Origin of the sequence: Empedobacter sp. R750 (assembly GCF_030324345.1) — a bacterium.
Lineage (GTDB): Bacteria > Bacteroidota > Bacteroidia > Flavobacteriales > Weeksellaceae > Empedobacter > Empedobacter falsenii_C.
The window spans coordinates 133,436-150,182 of sequence record NZ_JACAGF010000003.1 but is presented as its reverse complement, the minus strand read 5'-3'; the positions used below and the strand labels follow the sequence as shown (position 1 = coordinate 150,182).

Annotated in this window: 13 protein-coding genes; 6 read left to right on the top strand and 7 right to left on the bottom strand. The window is 31.9% G+C overall.

Annotation, left to right across the window (positions count from 1 at the left end; all coding sequences use genetic code 11):
• Positions 1 to 8: 8 nt before the first annotated feature.
• The 6 genes from sppA (at position 9) to rodA (ending at position 7,838) form a co-directional block, all read left to right on the top strand.
• Entirely contained in the window at positions 9 to 1,778 is a 1,770-nt protein-coding gene (sppA, locus tag HXZ74_RS04805) for a signal peptide peptidase SppA (RefSeq protein ID WP_286474080.1), read from the top strand.
• A gap of 168 nt (positions 1,779 to 1,946) precedes the next feature.
• Positions 1,947 to 2,972: a rod shape-determining protein gene (locus tag HXZ74_RS04800; protein ID WP_038331974.1), complete on the top strand. Its 1,026-nt coding sequence runs from the start codon at positions 1,947 to 1,949 to the stop codon at positions 2,970 to 2,972.
• A 14-nt stretch (positions 2,973 to 2,986) separates the two neighbouring features.
• On the top strand, positions 2,987 to 3,838 hold the full coding sequence (mreC, locus tag HXZ74_RS04795; protein ID WP_038331976.1) for a rod shape-determining protein MreC: 852 nt from the start codon (positions 2,987 to 2,989) through the stop codon (positions 3,836 to 3,838).
• On the top strand, positions 3,828 to 4,343 hold the full coding sequence (mreD, locus tag HXZ74_RS04790) for a rod shape-determining protein MreD (protein WP_125348710.1): 516 nt from the start codon (positions 3,828 to 3,830) through the stop codon (positions 4,341 to 4,343). The genes mreC and mreD overlap by 11 nt, the downstream gene beginning before the upstream one ends.
• Positions 4,340 to 6,325 (top strand): penicillin-binding protein 2, encoded by a 1,986-nt coding sequence (gene mrdA, locus HXZ74_RS04785; protein ID WP_115001499.1) that lies wholly within the window; start codon positions 4,340 to 4,342, stop codon positions 6,323 to 6,325. The genes mreD and mrdA overlap by 4 nt, the downstream gene beginning before the upstream one ends.
• Entirely contained in the window at positions 6,294 to 7,838 is a 1,545-nt protein-coding gene (rodA, locus tag HXZ74_RS04780; RefSeq protein WP_286474077.1) for a rod shape-determining protein RodA, read from the top strand. Before mrdA ends, rodA begins: the two co-directional genes overlap by 32 nt.
• 58 nt (positions 7,839 to 7,896) lie before the next feature.
• On the opposite strand, the gene HXZ74_RS04775 is transcribed toward rodA, so the two are convergent.
• The 7 genes from HXZ74_RS04775 to accC all read right to left on the bottom strand — a co-directional run bounded on the left by HXZ74_RS04775 (position 7,897) and on the right by accC (position 16,740).
• On the bottom strand, positions 7,897 to 9,192 hold the full coding sequence (locus HXZ74_RS04775) for a TlpA family protein disulfide reductase (RefSeq protein ID WP_286474073.1): 1,296 nt from the start codon (positions 9,190 to 9,192) through the stop codon (positions 7,897 to 7,899).
• Between the two features lie 60 nt (positions 9,193 to 9,252).
• Complete coding sequence (locus HXZ74_RS04770; protein ID WP_286474071.1) at positions 9,253 to 9,477, bottom strand: hypothetical protein; 225 nt, start codon at positions 9,475 to 9,477, stop codon at positions 9,253 to 9,255.
• Positions 9,478 to 9,508: 31 nt separating this feature from the next.
• The gene (locus HXZ74_RS04765) at positions 9,509 to 11,581 is read right to left on the bottom strand and encodes a DUF8694 domain-containing protein (RefSeq protein ID WP_286474069.1); all 2,073 of its coding nucleotides are present in this window, start codon (positions 11,579 to 11,581) and stop codon (positions 9,509 to 9,511) included.
• A gap of 93 nt (positions 11,582 to 11,674) precedes the next feature.
• Positions 11,675 to 12,823 (bottom strand): ATP-dependent Clp protease ATP-binding subunit ClpX, encoded by a 1,149-nt coding sequence (gene clpX, locus HXZ74_RS04760; protein ID WP_280062867.1) that lies wholly within the window; start codon positions 12,821 to 12,823, stop codon positions 11,675 to 11,677.
• A 237-nt stretch (positions 12,824 to 13,060) separates the two neighbouring features.
• Positions 13,061 to 13,726: an ATP-dependent Clp endopeptidase proteolytic subunit ClpP gene (gene clpP, locus HXZ74_RS04755; RefSeq protein ID WP_115001487.1), complete on the bottom strand. Its 666-nt coding sequence runs from the start codon at positions 13,724 to 13,726 to the stop codon at positions 13,061 to 13,063.
• A gap of 50 nt (positions 13,727 to 13,776) precedes the next feature.
• Positions 13,777 to 15,096: a trigger factor gene (locus HXZ74_RS04750; protein WP_038331998.1), complete on the bottom strand. Its 1,320-nt coding sequence runs from the start codon at positions 15,094 to 15,096 to the stop codon at positions 13,777 to 13,779.
• Positions 15,097 to 15,375: 279 nt separating this feature from the next.
• Entirely contained in the window at positions 15,376 to 16,740 is a 1,365-nt protein-coding gene (accC, locus tag HXZ74_RS04745) for an acetyl-CoA carboxylase biotin carboxylase subunit (RefSeq protein WP_280062869.1), read from the bottom strand.
• Positions 16,741 to 16,747 lie beyond the last annotated feature (7 nt).

Below are 16,747 nucleotides of genomic sequence, written 5' to 3'. Positions count from 1 at the left end.
AATTAAAAATGAAAAACTTTTTCGGGAGAGTATTCTCAACAATCATAGGAAATCTATTAACGATTAGTGTATTTGTCATACTACTTTTCGTGTTGATATTTGTTTCAGCATTATCTGCTCCAACAAAAAGTGTAAAAGACGGTTCTGTTTTAGAAATTTCGTTAGAAGATCCGATTATGGAAAGTGATATGGATCGTTCCGTTTCTATTTTTGATATGTCAGAAGATCCAAATGTTTTTTTACAAGATATTATTCATTCGATTGAAGAAGCGAAGAATGATGATAAAATAAAAGGAATTAGTTTAAAATTGGATAAATTTTCTGGTGGAGCTACACAAGCGACTGATATTCGTAATGCGTTAGAAGATTTTAAGAAATCTGGGAAATTTGTGTATTCATATTCTAATTCAGGAAGTCAGTTGTCATATTATATAAGTAGTGTCTCTGATAAAATTTATCAAAATCCTTTGGGAGGAACTTTATTGCAAGGTTTAAGTTCTAATATTATGTTCTTCAAGAATGCAGGAGATAAATATGGTGTAGATTTTCAGGTGATTCGTCATGGACAATTTAAGAGTGCGGTTGAGCCGTATTTGAGAACAAATATGTCTGATGAAAATCGTTTGCAATTATCAGAATTATTGAATGATGTTTGGGGTAATGTTTCAAACTCGATTACAAAATCGCGTAAAATTTCTCCTGAACAATTCACAACAGTTACAGACAGTTTGTATGCTTTTATTCCAGAAATAGGAAAAGAAAACAAGATTTATGATGTATTGGCGCAAGAAAATGAGTATCAAAAAATGTTATTCGCAAAACTTGGGTTGAAAGAAGAAAAATCAAAAACTGATTTTGAAGTTCTTGAAAAACATATCATAAAAGTGGAAGATTATTTCGAGACCTTATCAGATAAATCTGAAAAAGATAAAATTGCAGTCTTATATGCATCAGGAACAATTTCTGAAGGAGATGGTTTTGATGGTATTCAATCAAAAACTTATGTGGACGCGATTCGTAAAATCAGTCAAAACGATAAAATCAAAGCTTTAGTTTTACGTGTAAATTCTCCTGGAGGTAGCGCAAATGCATCAGAAGAAATTTTATATGAATTGATGCAATTGAAAACGAAAATGCCAATCGTAGTATCTTTTGGAGATGTTGCAGCATCTGGTGGATATTACATTGCACAAGCTTCTGACAAAATTTATGCTCAACCAAATACAATTACTGGTTCGATTGGAGTTTTCGGAATGATCCCAAATGCGCAAAAATTATTCAATAATTTTGGATTAGATTTTGACGAAGTAAAAACAAATGCAAACGCAGATCAGTTGAAAGATGTGATGACGCCAATGTCTGCAACGGCAAAAAATACAATGCAAAAATCGATTGTATTGATTTATGGAAAATTCGTAAATCACGTTGCAACAAATAGAAAATTAACATACGAGCAAGTTGATAAAATAGGTGAAGGACGTGTTTGGTCTGGAACTCGTGCAAAACAAATTGGTTTGGTAGATGATTTTGGGAGTTTAGATACAGCGATAAAAGAAGCTGCTAAATTGGCTAAAATTGAAAAATATTCGACAGAAAATTATCCAAAAAGAAAAGATTCTTTCGAAGAATTTATGGATAATCTTCAAGGAAAAAATACTGAGGCAGCAATTGCAAAAGAATTAGGTTCGGACGGAATCCGAATTTACAAAGAAATAAAGATGATGAATGAGCAAAAAGGTGTTCAAGTTAGGCTACCTTACGATATTCAAATTCAATAAAAATCATAAAAAAGGGTTAAAATATTTTTAACCCTTTTTTATTGTTAAAATCTTACTATTTTAGTAAAAATATTTAGATGATTAAAAAATTAAATTCTCTTTTATAATCATCTAAATTTATTATACTTTTGTACATTCATTTTTAATAATACTGAGACATAATCAACGATGGGATTATTTGATTTTTTCACGCAAGAAATTGCGATTGACTTGGGGACTGCTAACACTTTAATTATCCACAATAATAAAGTTGTAGTAGATAGTCCATCTATCGTCGCTATACATAGAAGAACAAATAAAGTTATTGCTGTTGGAGAACAAGCAAAACACATGCAAGGTAAAACGCATGATGATATAAAAACAATTCGTCCTTTGAAAGACGGAGTAATTGCAGATTTTGAAGCTTCAGAATTCATGTTGACAGAGTTCATCAAGAAAATTCCTGGAATTCAAGGAAAATTATTTTCACCTTCATTGCGAATGGTGATTTGTATTCCTTCTGGAATTACAGAAGTTGAAAAACGTGCCGTAAAAGATTCTTGTGCACGTGTTAATGCTAAAGATGTTCGTCTTATTTACGAACCAATGGCTGCTGCGATAGGAGTTGGAATTGATATCACTCAACCTAAGGGTAACATGATTATTGATATAGGTGGTGGTACAACTGAAATTGCTGTTGTTGCATTAGGTGGTATTGTTTGTGACAAATCTGTGAAAATTGCAGGTGATGTTTTTACAAATGATATTGCATATTACTTAAGAACCCATCATAATTTATATATCGGAGAAAGAACTGCCGAGCGTGTTAAAATTGAAGTTGGAGCTGCTGTAGAAGAATTAGAGCATGCACCAGATGATATGCCAGTACAAGGACGTGATTTGATTACAGGAAAACCAAAAGAAATTACTGTAAACTACCGCGAAATTGCACGTGCGTTAGATAAATCAATTTTACGTATCGAAGATGGTGTAATGGAAACGTTATCTCAAACTCCTCCAGAATTAGCTGCAGATATTTACAACACTGGTATCTATATGGCTGGTGGTGGAGCTATGTTGAGAGGTTTGGATCAACGTATTTCTAAAAAAACAGGTTTACCAGTTTTCTTGGCTGATGATCCTTTACGTGCTGTTGTTCGTGGAACAGGTATTGCACTTAAAAATATTGATAAATTCACTTTCTTAATGAAATAGAAGAGTAAAGAGCAATGCAATATATTCTGAATGCCATTAGAAGAAATGGAATGCTATTAATTTTTGTCTTTTTAGAGTTAATTGCGTTGTTTCTTGTCTTTAAGAAAAATATTTATCACGAAACTATTCTTGCCTCTGCAAGCACTTCGTTTACAGGTTATGTGGATGATAAAATTGCAAAGGTGACAAACTTTATTAATTTACCGAGTACCAACAAAGATTTGATGGACGAAAATGCCTTTTTGCGTGAGCAATTGGTGCATTTGGGGATTAAAGATGCGAAAACTAAAAAGTTTTACAAATCGGATACCTTAGGTTATCATCAAACGTATTCTTTTGTACCTGCTGAGATTGTTAATAACTCGATTATCAAAACGCAAAACCTTTTGACGATTGATAAAGGAACAAATGACGGAATAGAAAAAGGTGACGGAATCATTACAAATAATGGTGTAATTGGTATTGTAACTTTTGCAGGGAAAAATTATTCTCGTGCAATTTCGTTGTTAAACAAGGATATCAATATCAATGCACGTATCAAAGGAAATCAATATTTCGGGACAGTGAAATGGGATGGAAAAGATCCTCGTTTTGTCCAGTTATATGAAATTCCGAAATACATCGAAGTGAAAAAAGGTGATATCATCGAAACAGATGGTAAATCGCCAGTTTTCCCAGAAGGAATTATTATAGGTAAAGTTGTAAGCAAAGGAATTGACGAAACTGGAGAAATGAAAGTTCAAGTAAGATTGAAACAAGATTTCGCCAATTTAGCACAAGCTTATGTGGTTACAAACCTTAATAAAGTTGAAATTCAACAAGTAGAAAAATCAGATACAATAACAAGTCCAAAGAATGTTCAATAAAGATTTTTTAATCAATATTATCAAGATTATCGTTTTAGCTTTGCTACAAGTTTTTGTGTTCAATCACATCAACTTTTTAGGAAGTTATCAACCATATATCTATATTGTATTTGTATTATTTTATCCACCTTATCAAAATAAATATGCGTTATTAATCTTATCATTTATGTTAGGATTAATGATAGATATTTTCGAATATACAGGTGGAATTCATGCTTTCGCATTAACACTTATCGCATTTCTTAGAAATCCAATTATCAAACTTTTGGCAGGAAAACAAGATTACGAAATGGAATTTTTCTCTTTCAATTCGTTCAGTTTTGCGCAATGGTTATTTTATTTGATTATTCTAATTCTTGCACATCATATTATTTTATTACTTCTTGAGAATTTTAAACCATCAGGAATTGGACCTTTGATGCTGAAAGCATTAATCAATTCGGGAATAACTTTTGTGTTTGTCTTTATTTATAAAATTTTATTTAAAAATAAAGTTGGAGTATGAAAAAGTTGATGGTTGTTTATGCACTCATCCTGTTTATAGTGTTTCTATTTATAGGACGTTTGGCGTATTTGCAATTATTTACAGATCGTTATACGTTAAATGCATTTAATACGTCGATCAAACAAGAAATCATTTATCCCAATCGTGGTGATATTCTTGATCGAAACGGAAAATTGTTGGTGAGTAATACCTATTCGTACGAATTAGATGTTATTCCAGGAAAATTAATTGACAGTTATGGAGAATATATGAATGGTTTTGATAAGCCTAAATTCTCTAAAATGATTGGAATTTCTACACAACAATTTGATTCTATTTTAGATAAAATTGTTACTGCAAAAGATTACAAAAAATTATCTCCATATCCTTTTTTAAAGAATATTTCGCGCGAAAATTTTGCTCGTATGCAAGAGCAATTGTATCTGTATCCAGCGTTTAGTATCATCAAACGTCCTGAGCGTAAATACATGGTAAATTCTGCCGGGAATATATTGGGCTATATAAATGAGGCCAATCAAGCATATATCAAAACAGATTCTACCTATTATCAACCTGGAGATTTAGTAGGAATTGCTGGAGTTGAGAAATCGTATGAAAAAGATTTGCGTGGAGTAAAAGGTGTAAAAAACTGGATTGTAGATCGAACAATGAATGTTGTTGGTCCATATAAAAATGGTGACTATGATCGACCTGTAAAAAGTGGGAAAACAGTTCATTTGACAATTGATTATAGATTGCAAGAATTAGCAGAACAAATGCTTCAAAATAAGCGTGGAGCAATTGTCGCTCTTGATCCTAATAATGGTGAAATTTTGGCTTTAGCATCTGCTCCTACAATTAATCCAAATGATTATTTGAATACAAAGTTAAGAAGTTCATTAATCAACGATTCTATTGCTCGTCCAACTTATGATAGAGCTTTACAAGGAACTTATCCTCCAGGTTCTACATTCAAAATGGTAACGGCTTTGGCTGGTTTGCAAATGGGAACGATGACAGAAAAAACAACATATGTTTGTAAACACGGTTTCCGTTATGGACGTATGCACATTGGTTGTCACTGCGGAATGTATTATTCTCCACAAGGTTTAGAACATGCGATTGGAAAATCGTGTAACAACTTTTTCTCAGAGGCTTACCGAGATATTGTTCGTAAAGATCCGAATGATTATAGTGTCGGAATTAATGAATGGGCTTCTATCATGAATAGTTTCGGCTTAGGTAAATTTATGGGAACAGATTTACCTGTTGGTAGCAAAGGTCTTATTCCGACAGCCGAGTTTTACGACAATCGTTTTGGAGAAGGTGTTTGGAATCCTTATCGTATTATCTTTAATGGTATGGGACAAGGAGATATTAATACAACTCCGCTGCAAATGGCAAATTATACGGCGATTATTGCTAACAAAGGTTTTTTCTTTACACCACATATTGTACATAGTATTGATGGAAAACCATTGACGGATTCTACTTATATGGTGAAAAAAAATACATTGGTTGATCCAAAACATTTTGACATCATTCAACGCGGAATGCGTAATGTATTTACAATGGGTACTGGTCGTAGTTTCGAAACTAGTTTATTTACTCAAGCAGGTAAAACGGGAACTTCTCAGAACTCTCATGGACAAGATCACTCATTGTTTGTATTGTTTGCTCCGGCAGATAAACCAAAAATTGCGATTGCTGCAATTGTAGAGAATGGTTCTTGGGGTACAACTTATGCTGGACCAATGGCGAGTTTGATGGCTGAATTGTATGTAACAGATACAATAAAAAGAACTCCTTTATTGCAACGTATGAAAAATGGTAATCTACAAGGCGAATATCGTCGTCAATGGATAGATTATCTGAAAAGAAAAGGATTATACGTAGAACCTGTTAAAAAGGATTCGATCGGAAATAAAATAGATAGTTTAAAATTAAAAAAAGATTCAACAAAACTAAAACATGAGCCAAAGCAGATTACTAAAAGGAATTGATTGGACCGTACTGATCCTTGGGTTTCTGATAGTAACTTTCGGGATTATGAATGTGTATAGTGTAAATCCAGATTTAGGTGTAAAACAGCTAATTTGGTTTGGACTTGGAATGGTGATGATATTGATTTTGATAATTGCGAGTGGAAACAATCGTAATTTCTTCGAAATTTATAGTCCTGTTTTTTACATTATTTCCCTCGTTTTGCTCGTCGGAGTTTTGATTGTTGGAAAAGAAATTAATGGTGCAAAAGCGTGGTATCGTTTTGGTCCTCTGAGTTTGCAACCAGCCGAATTTGCGAAGATTGGTACAGCTTTGTTGATTGCTAATTTTATCAATCATTCAAATGCAAATCTAAAAGACTTAGGTTTTATAGGAAAAATATTGTTGATTATCGCAATACCAGTAGTTTTAATCCTTCTTCAACCCGATTTAGGTTCAGTAATTATTTTCTGTTCATTAAGTATTGCGTTGTACAGAGAAGGACTTAATCCGTGGATAATTTTAGCGCCAATCATATTATTAATCATTTTCTTGATTTCGATTGTACAAATTCCTTTTTATGTTTTATTAGTTTTTGGATTTATAATTCTGACAATTGCGTTATTAATCTTAGCTTTCAATTATAATCAGAATGTTGTTGATGCGATGCATGGTGTTTTAATCGGTTTATCAATTTTCTTTTTATTATTGATTGGAATTTGTTATTTAGTTGAAGATTTATCAGAAACAACAAGAGAATCTTTCGGACATTTATTCCCAATGCGTTCCTTATTTTTCTCAGAACCGATATTTTTTAATACAACTTTCTTTGGTTTAATAGGATTCTTTATATCAATTATTCCAGTTTTAATTTTAAAATTAACCGAACAAAAAGAAATTAATGATTCACCATTCAAAACACAATCTGGATTAGCTGCAAATGTTCTGAATTTTAGTATTATTGCGTCTATTGTGTTGTTATTATTTGCAAGTACGGTTAGCTTTATTTCTCCGATCATTTTTGAGAAGTTACCGAAACACCAAAAAGAGCGTGTGATGGTTTTGTATGAAGGAGAAGCAAAATACCGCGATACTTCAGGATATAATTTATTGTATGCAAAAACAGCGATTGGTTCGGGCGAATTATATGGAAAAGGTTACAATCAAGGAACTATTAAAAAAGGAAGATTTGTGCCAGAACAACAAACCGATTACATTTTTACAGCAGTTGGAGAGGAGTGGGGTTTCATAGGAAGTACAGCTTTGGTAATTGTCTACGCAATTTTTGTTGGACGATTATTTTTCTTAGCCGAAATCCAAAAAAATAGATTTGCACGATTTTATGGATATGCAGTCGCCTCTATTTTATTTTTCCACTTCTTTATCAATATTGCAATGGTAATTGGGCTTTTCCCAACGGTTGGTATTCCGTTACCGTTTTTCAGTTATGGAGGAAGTTCGTTATGGGGATTCACAATTCTGATTGGAATTTTCCTAATCATTCATTACAAGAATAGTCAAGGATTTATTTAGAATAATAATTCAATAAAATAAAAAAGCTACATTGATTTTCAATGTAGCTTTTTCGTTATTATTTAGATACTTCTAACTCAGAAATATGATGAACTTTCTTAATTAATTTATTGTCTTTATCAACCAAAATTAGAGTAGGAGTAGACTCTATTCCAAACTCAGCTGCGATTGGCGAATCCCATCTCAAAAGATCAGTATAATTGTACCAAGGTAAATCCTTTGTAGCGCTATTAAACGCTGTTTGATCGTAGTCTAAAGAAATGGCAACAATTTCTCCGCCTTTTGATTTAAAGTTCTTGTAAAACTCTTTAATATGCGGAATTTCTTGTTGACAAGCAGGACACCAAGAAGCCCAGAAAACAATTAATTTTTGATCTGCTTTGATATCATACAACGATTTTTTTCCGTTAATAGGTTGAGGAAAAGTGATATTCGGAACTTTACTTCCTGCTTGCATAGAAGCGCTTTGTCCTACTTTCTTTTTCAATTGATCTGTTACGTTAGAAGTCAAACCTTTTACTTTATCTACGTATTTTTTATGAAAATTTGCATATTCTTTTTCAGGAACAAAGTTTAAGATAGTTGTCAATACATTTTGACCTCTTGTTGTTTTGATATCTGTTTTAGCTAAAATTTCGTCTGTAGCAGCAATTAAATTTCCTTCTACATCTTGATTGTTAGCAACAGCTAATTTTCCATTAATATAAGCAAAAACTAAATCATTAAAGATTCCAGATTGCTCCAATCGTACATCATCTTTTACAAAATGATTTACAATTTCATTTAGGGTTTCAGTATCTTTATTTGTTTGAGCTTTTTGTTTCAAATCATTCAACTCATTAATATAGGTAATTAATGGTGAGAAATTTTCGTTACGTTTCAACTCTTTTATTCGTTTATCTTCTTTTACCATTGCTGTATAAAACTCGTCAGTCGGTTTATACATTTGCATTAAATAAGGAAAAACTTGGTTCTGAATTTCATTTAATGGTTGAAGAGCTAAAACTTTATTGTATTCTTTTTGTGTATTTCCCTCTAAAATTTCAAGCTTAGAAGACATTTCTTGTCCACTTACCGTTTTGAATTTTAGATTTTTGTTATCTGTTAATAACGAAAGATTTTCTCCAGTTGGTAAATCAATACGTACAAAACCATTGTATGCTTTCGGAACTTTTACAGAGAAATTTCCATTGTTGTCAGTAATCGCATTGTTGATTAATTTCATTTCGGCATTCTCGAAAATCTTAACCAAAACAGGTTTGTTAGCATAATTTTCTATTTGTCCAGAAACGTTAAACTGTCCAAAAACAGAACTTCCTAAAACAACAAGCGGTAGTATAAATTTATTTTTCATAGTTTGTTTGATATAATAAAAAAACCTCAATCGAATAGATTGAGGTTTAAAAGTATGAATTTATTTTTTAATAATTTGTCTTTGTCTGTAGGAAAAATAGCCTGCAATTGTTACAGCTGTAACGATTAAAATAGGCGCATAATCATCAATCGGAACTTTTCTTCCTCCAGTTCCCCCTCCTTCTTCTTCACCACCACCAGAGCAATCAAAACCTGGTTCTTCACAAGGCTCAGGTAAATTAGCAGCTTCTAATGTAGTAAAACTAAAAAATATTGTTATAATCAATATATGTTTTAAAAAAAATTTCATAGTTAGGTTATTTGTTAATGGTTTTCTTCGTTACTACTTTACCATCTTTATATGTTATTTTAACGACATACATAGTAGGTATATTTGCTAGATTAAGTTTATAATCAGTATTTGTCATAATATTTGTTTTATAAAATATTTGACGTCCAGTTAAATCAAAAATTGAAATATCTGCTGTTGTATTTTTATCTTCAAATCTAACATACTGACTTCCATTATTTGTATAAAAAAAAGTAGCGTCAGTTCTAGTTAAATCACTTGTTCCTAACGTAGTTGGGAGTTCATTCCAATAAAACTCAAAACGTTCGTTAATTTTATCATCAGCAACAAAACTTAATTCAGTAGCCTCACTAACATCTATGGCTTTTTTTGTAACATTATCATATAAATAATACTTACCTAAGCTTAGGTTTTGTACTTTGTTTAAGATAGAATATTCATAAAGATTTAGGTTTAGTCGATAGTTTTTACCATTTTCTAAATTATAAAAACCTATTCTTAAAGGTTTACCAACATAATCTTCATTATTGAATTGATTAGTTAATGTTTGAGAATCTAACAATACATTTCCTTCTTTGTCTTCTTCATAGAAAAAAATAGGATTAGTAATTTTAGCAGGATTAGAAGAGCCTGTAGCCATAAAGTTAGCATTTAACAAATAGGCCGCATTTCCTTGTAATTGGTTATCTTTACTCAAATACAATTCCAATTGTGTAAAATCAAAATCTGTTACTAAACCATTTTCTTTTAATTCTTGATTATCAAGTAATGTGGTGTCTTGATTTGTTTGATTTTGTGAACTTCTACTATAAACAGGACTAGAAGTTCCTGTTGTGATAAAATTACTATTAAATGTTTTATTACTATCTTTAAGGTTTACATTAGCACTAACAATACGTCCTCCATTAACAGATGAATTAATAGCGTAATAGTCTACATAGAATGATTCATATGGTTTTACTAATAAAGCCTCAGGACTTCCTATCCAAAAATAATTATTATTTGATCCATTTTTTGATAAGTAAGCACTAAGTGCAGTTGTATTTCCTGTACTAGTATTTCCTGAATTACTATTCCATTTAATTATGTAATCATTAGCTACCTTGAATACTCTAAATCTTAATGCTCCCCAAGCATTTGCTGGTGATTGATTTGAGCCAGCAGTTGTAGCAAATGTAATCCATGAAGAATTAGTATTTACATTTGATAAATCTAAATTTGATGTAAATGGATTTGCTAGTCTATGTAAGTTTTTTCCAAAAAGTACATCAGTATCATATTTAGTTCCTGTTTGATTTCCTAAATATGAATCATAAGACTCTGCATAATTATTGATTCTATTTTTCCAATCTTTCCAAGCAAGATTTGCAAAATCGGAAGATTTTCCTTTTAATCCACTTTTTAGAGTATAATTTGTTTGATTGTTATTAGGAATACCAGCAAATACTAACGAACTAACAGCTCCTAAAGAATTAATTGTAGACTTTACATTAGTTCCATTTCTTAAATTTAATAAATATCTACGTTCTGGAGTAATGGTATAATTGTTGTCAACAGCATCATATTCTGTTTCTTCAACATCCCACACAAAAAGAGATTGAGTATACCTTTTGTTTAAACCACAATCTACATTAATAGTACAATTTCCTGAGAAGAAATTACCTCCAGTCATAGAATTTATAACATCTTTAGCTAATGTATTTTTGTACGGTAACGAGATAATATATTCATCATTTGTTAAATCAGGAACAGATCTTTCAATAGCTACTTTTCCTGTAACACTACTAGCATCTTTAATGATTAATTGACCATAAGATGTTGAGCTAGTGTACTTGTTTACAAAGTTTTTTCCAGTTTCATTTACGTTTGTAAAACCACCTTGAATTTGGATATTCCCTTGATTAATTATTTTCTCAGTTGTAGCAGTTATTTGATCTGTACTAACATTTACATTTCCTCCGTTATAGAATAAAGTATTAGGATTAACTTTGACTATCACAGCGTCTTTGATATACGTATCTTGCGCAGAAGCGCTATATATCGCACCAAGTACGAATAAAGCAAGTAGATTCTTTTTCATAAATTATGTTATTTTGGTAGGTTTTTATTAAAATTAAAAAATAATTTCATTACAAATATAAAAATATTTATTAATAAGTTACTATACAATAGATTATATTATAACTTTTTCTGGTAAATCTTTAATGTTATACATTAAATCAGTAAAGATTTCTTCCGTAACTGCTCGCAATCCTCGAGCTCCTAACCCCAGTTCATTGGCACGGTCTACAATTCTATTTAGGGTTTCGTCCGTCACTACAAGCTCTTTTCCGTCTAGGGCAAAAAGTTTTGTATATTGTTTCATTAGAGAGTTTTTTGGTTCTGTCAAAATAGCTCTCATCGCTTCTTTATCTAATGCTTTAAGATACGTAATAATTGGTAAACGTCCAATTAATTCTGGAATGATACCAAAGTTTTTCAAATCTTGTGCATTTACTTCATCCAAAAGATTTTCGATTTCTTTGTGATCCTCATTCTTGAAACCAATTACGTGTTTCTTCAAACGATCTGCAATGTGTTTTTCTATTCCAGAAAAAGCTCCACCAGCCACAAACAAAATATCTTTTGTATTAACTTCTATAAATTTTTGATCAGGATGCTTACGTCCTCCTTTTGGTGGCACGTTAACAATAGTTCCTTCCAAAATTTTAAGCAAAGCTTGTTGTACACCTTCTCCAGAAACGTCACGTGTAATAGATGGATTGTCACTTTTACGTGCAATTTTATCTACTTCATCAATAAATACGATTCCTTTTTCGGCAAGCTCTACATTGTAATCAGCAGATTGTAAAAGACGCGTCAAAATACTTTCTACATCTTCTCCTACATATCCAGCTTCTGTAAGTACAGTTGCATCAACGATTGCAAATGGAACATTTAATAACTTAGCAATTGTTTTTGCTAATAATGTTTTTCCACTTCCTGTTTCTCCAACTAAAATAACGTTCGATTTGTCAATCTCTACATCATTTTCTTTGTCTAGCAATATTCTTTTGTAATGGTTGTATACGGCAACTGACAATATTTTTTTTGCCTGGTCTTGACCAATCACGTAATCATCTAAAAACTCTTTAATTTCTTTCGGAGATTTTAGCGTTAATGGTTTTATTAAATCGTTATTTTCGTTAAATTTCGATTCTTCTAAAACTATACCATGAGCTTGTTCTATGCAATTATCACAAATATTACCGTCGATTCCAGACACTAAAATATTTACTTCGTTTCTGCTTTTTCCGCAAAAAGAGCACTTATTTTCTTCCAATTTTCTATACTTAATTAAGATGCAAAGGTATTTATTTTCTTTTAGATAGAAAATATTTATTTGTTAATTTCTATCAGTATAAATTATGGTAAAATAAAGGATAAAATTATCCTATTTTAGACTATTGTTTTTTATGCTTCATTCTTATGATTTTACAAATTTTTAAGTATTTGTAAACGAAAAAAAGGATACTCAAAATTTTGAGTATCCTTTTTTTGTATTTTATTGAATTTAAAATTATTTACGAGGTAATAATACTTCGTCAATCATTCCATATTCTTTTGCTTCTGTAGACGTCATCCAGTAATCACGTTCACCATCTTTTTCGATTTGCTCGAAAGTTTGACCAGAATGAGTTGCAAGAATATCATATAATTCTTTTTTCAATTTCAAGATTTCCTTCAATGTAATTTCCATATCAGTTGCTTGTCCTTGAGCTCCTCCTAAAGGTTGGTGAATCATCACGCGAGAATGTTTAAGTGCCGAACGTTTTCCTGCTGCACCTGCACATAATAAAACTGCTCCCATAGAAGCTGCCATTCCTGTACAAATTGTTGCAACGTCTGGTTTTACTAACTGCATAGTGTCGTAAATTCCTAATCCTGCATAAACACCACCACCTGGTGAGTTAACATAAATCTGAATGTCTTTTGTTGCATCCACACTTTCTAAGAATAATAATTGCGCTTGAATAATATTCGCAATTTGATCATCGATTCCTGTTCCTAAAAAGATGATTCTGTCCATCATCAAACGAGAGAAAACGTCCATTTGTGCAACGTTCAATTTTCTTTCTTCAACGATGTAAGGCGTTGTATTTTGGATGTAACTCTCCATATGTAAAGAGCTAATTCCTTTGTCTAACAGCGCATATTTTTTAAATTCTTCTCCTACGTTTTTCATTATTAAATTTAGATTTTAAATGAAAGGTATAAAGAATTTTTTAGAAGTGATTAAGCTTCTGCTAATTCTTTATTTTTTTCTGTAATAATGTCAACAAACTCGTCAAATGTTACTTCTTTCTCGTTCAATTTTACATTGTTTTTGAAAATGTCTAACATTTTGTCTGTAAACACTTGGTATGATAAACGGTTGTATTCTTCTTGATTCTGTAAAGCAGACATTGCAATTTGTTGTAATGTTTCTTCTGGAATAGAAGTTTGACCGTACATTTTTAATTGATCTTTGATTGCAGCAAAAGCAGCTTCTTTTACTTCCTCAGCATTTACTTCTACATTGTTAACTTCAGCAATTTTAGCTTCGATTAATTGGTAACGTAAACCTTTGTCCATTTTTACCAATTCTTCTTTTGCTTGCTCTTCAGAAGTTACATTTTCGTTAGAAGTGATTAACCATTTTGTTAAAAATTCTGTTGGTAAATCAAATTGAACTGTATCTAATAATTTAGCTACAACGTCATTGATAATTTGTTTGTCAGATTCTTTGTTGTACATGTTTTCTGACTCTTCTTTGATTTTGTTACGGAAAGCTTCTTCTGAATCTACAGCTCCTTCTCCATAAACTTTATCAAATAATTCTTGATTAACTTCTGCTTTTTCAGCTTTGTTAATTTCTTTGATTGTATACGTAACGTTAGTTCCTTCTTCAGAAACTTCTGTGTTCAATTGTTGTGCAGCTTCTTCAGCAGTGTCAAAAATATCGTTAGAATTTACTTCTACAACATCACCAGCTTTTTTACCGATAAATGCAGAAGCATCTTTCAATTCTTCTAAACGGATAAATGTTGGTTTAGCTTCTTGTCCTTCTACAGCAGCTTCTACTTTCAATACAGCTTCAGCTTCAGCTTCAGTTAAAGATTTTAATGATCCAAAACGAGCAGCGAAATTATCTACATATTTTTGGATTTCGTCGTCAGCAACTTTTACTTTGTAGCTTTCAACTTCTACTTTAGATAAATCAACATCAAATTCTGGAGCTAATCCTAATTCGAAATCAAATGATAATTGATCAGCATCCCAATCAACGTCTTTCATTACAGGAACTGGATTTCCTAAGATTGATAATTTTTCTGTGTTGATGTATTCAGATACACTTTTTTGTAAAATTTCGTTAACTGTATCAAAAATAACAGCTTGTTCGTATTGTTTTTTTACAAAGCTCATTGGAACTTGTCCTTTACGGAAACCTTTGATGTTAGCTGTTTTTCTGTATTGGTTTAATACGTCAACTACTTTTTCTTGATAATCTGCCTTATCAACAGTTACAGTTAATACTGCGTTTAATTTGTCTGTTGTATTTTTAGTAATATTCATCTACCTTAAATTTGGAGTGCAAATGTATAAATTATTAATGATTTTTAATAGTAAAAAGTAATATTACAATCAATTCATTCACTATAAATTAACAATTCGGATTGAATCTTATCAAATAGTTTAGATTTTGATTTTAGATGTGATGATTGAATTGATTATTTACTACTTTTCTGAGGTGATATTTTCAACAATTAAGCCATTTGATTTTTGCTGACACAATGACATAAAAAAATCCAGAACATTCGTTCTGGATTTTTAATATTTCGAAAATTTAATTTCTTATAATTCTCCGTAATTTGCGTAAGATTCGTCAAAAACAAAATCCTCCATAAATTTAGTTGTGTAGTTACCCGCGATAAAATCTGGGTGATCCATCAACTGTAAGTGGAAAGGAATTGTAGTTTTGATACCTTCGATATAGAATTCTCCTAACGCACGTTTCATTTTTGCAATTGCTTCTTCACGTGTTTGTGCAGTAACAATGATTTTTGCAATCATAGAATCGTAGTTTGGCGGAATTGTATATCCAGCATAACAATGTGTATCTATACGAACACCATTACCACCAGGAATATTAATATTTGTAATTTTCCCTGGAGAAGGGCGGAAGTCGTTGTAAGGATCTTCTGCATTGATACGACATTCGATAGAATGTCCGTTTGGATAATAGTTTTGACCAGAGATTGGCTCACCAGCAGCTAACATAATTTGCTCACGAATTAAATCGAAACCTGTTACTTGCTCTGTAATTGGGTGCTCTACTTGGATACGAGTATTCATCTCCATAAAATAGAAATCTCCATGTTTGTCAACTAAGAATTCAATTGTACCAACACCTTCATAACCGATATATTCACAAGCTTTAACTGCAGCATCTCCCATACGTTGACGTAATTCGTCTGTCATGATTGGAGATGGAGTTTCTTCTGCTAATTTTTGATTACGACGTTGAATAGAACAGTCACGCTCTGATAAGTGACAAGCTTTACCGTTTTGGTCACTTGCAACTTGAATCTCGATATGACGTGGTTCTTCGATCAATTTTTCCATGTACATTCCGTCGTTACCAAAAGCTGCAGCAGCTTCTGTACGAGCAGATTCCCATGCGTGTAATAAATCTTCTTCTTTCCAAATTGCACGCATACCTTTACCACCACCACCGGCAGTAGCTTTCATCATAACTGGGTATTTAATTTCGCGCGCAACTTCTAAGGCTTGCTCATAACTTTCTAATAAACCATCAGAACCTGGTACTACAGGAACACCAGCTTCTTTCATAGTAGCTTTCGCATTAGCTTTATCTCCCATACGGTCGATATTGTCTGCAGAAGCACCGATGAATTTTATTCCGTTAGAAGCACAGATTTTAGAAAAAGTAGAGTTTTCAGATAAAAACCCGTAACCTGGGTGAATAGCATCCGCGTCAGTAATTTCTGCAGCCGCGATGATGTTAGCCATTTTTAGGTACGAATCTTTACTTGGAGCAGGACCAATACACACAGCTTCGTCAGCGAAACGTACGTGTAATGAAGTCTCGTCTGCTTTAGAGTAAACAGCAACCGTTTTGATTCCCATTTCTTTTGCAGTACGTATAATACGCATTGCAATTTCACCTCTATTAGCGATTAATATCTTTTTAAACATAATTTTT

What these genes read in the sequence shown, in the direction of transcription:
- HXZ74_RS04765 (WP_286474069.1), bottom strand. Translation starts at nt 11,581, where the DNA reads ATGAAAAAGAATCTACTTGCTTTATTCGTACTTGGTGCGATATATAGC.
- mrdA (WP_115001499.1), top strand. Translation starts at nt 4,340, where the DNA reads ATGAAAAAGTTGATGGTTGTTTATGCACTCATCCTGTTTATAGTGTTT.
- clpP (WP_115001487.1), bottom strand. Translation starts at nt 13,726, where the DNA reads ATGAAAAACGTAGGAGAAGAATTTAAAAAATATGCGCTGTTAGACAAA.
- HXZ74_RS04800 (WP_038331974.1), top strand. Translation starts at nt 1,947, where the DNA reads ATGGGATTATTTGATTTTTTCACGCAAGAAATTGCGATTGACTTGGGG.
- mreD (WP_125348710.1), top strand. Translation starts at nt 3,828, where the DNA reads ATGTTCAATAAAGATTTTTTAATCAATATTATCAAGATTATCGTTTTA.
- HXZ74_RS04750 (WP_038331998.1), bottom strand. Translation starts at nt 15,096, where the DNA reads ATGAATATTACTAAAAATACAACAGACAAATTAAACGCAGTATTAACT.
- sppA (WP_286474080.1), top strand. Translation starts at nt 9, where the DNA reads ATGAAAAACTTTTTCGGGAGAGTATTCTCAACAATCATAGGAAATCTA.
- accC (WP_280062869.1), bottom strand. Translation starts at nt 16,740, where the DNA reads ATGTTTAAAAAGATATTAATCGCTAATAGAGGTGAAATTGCAATGCGT.
- HXZ74_RS04775 (WP_286474073.1), bottom strand. Translation starts at nt 9,192, where the DNA reads ATGAAAAATAAATTTATACTACCGCTTGTTGTTTTAGGAAGTTCTGTT.
- mreC (WP_038331976.1), top strand. Translation starts at nt 2,987, where the DNA reads ATGCAATATATTCTGAATGCCATTAGAAGAAATGGAATGCTATTAATT.
- rodA (WP_286474077.1), top strand. Translation starts at nt 6,294, where the DNA reads ATGAGCCAAAGCAGATTACTAAAAGGAATTGATTGGACCGTACTGATC.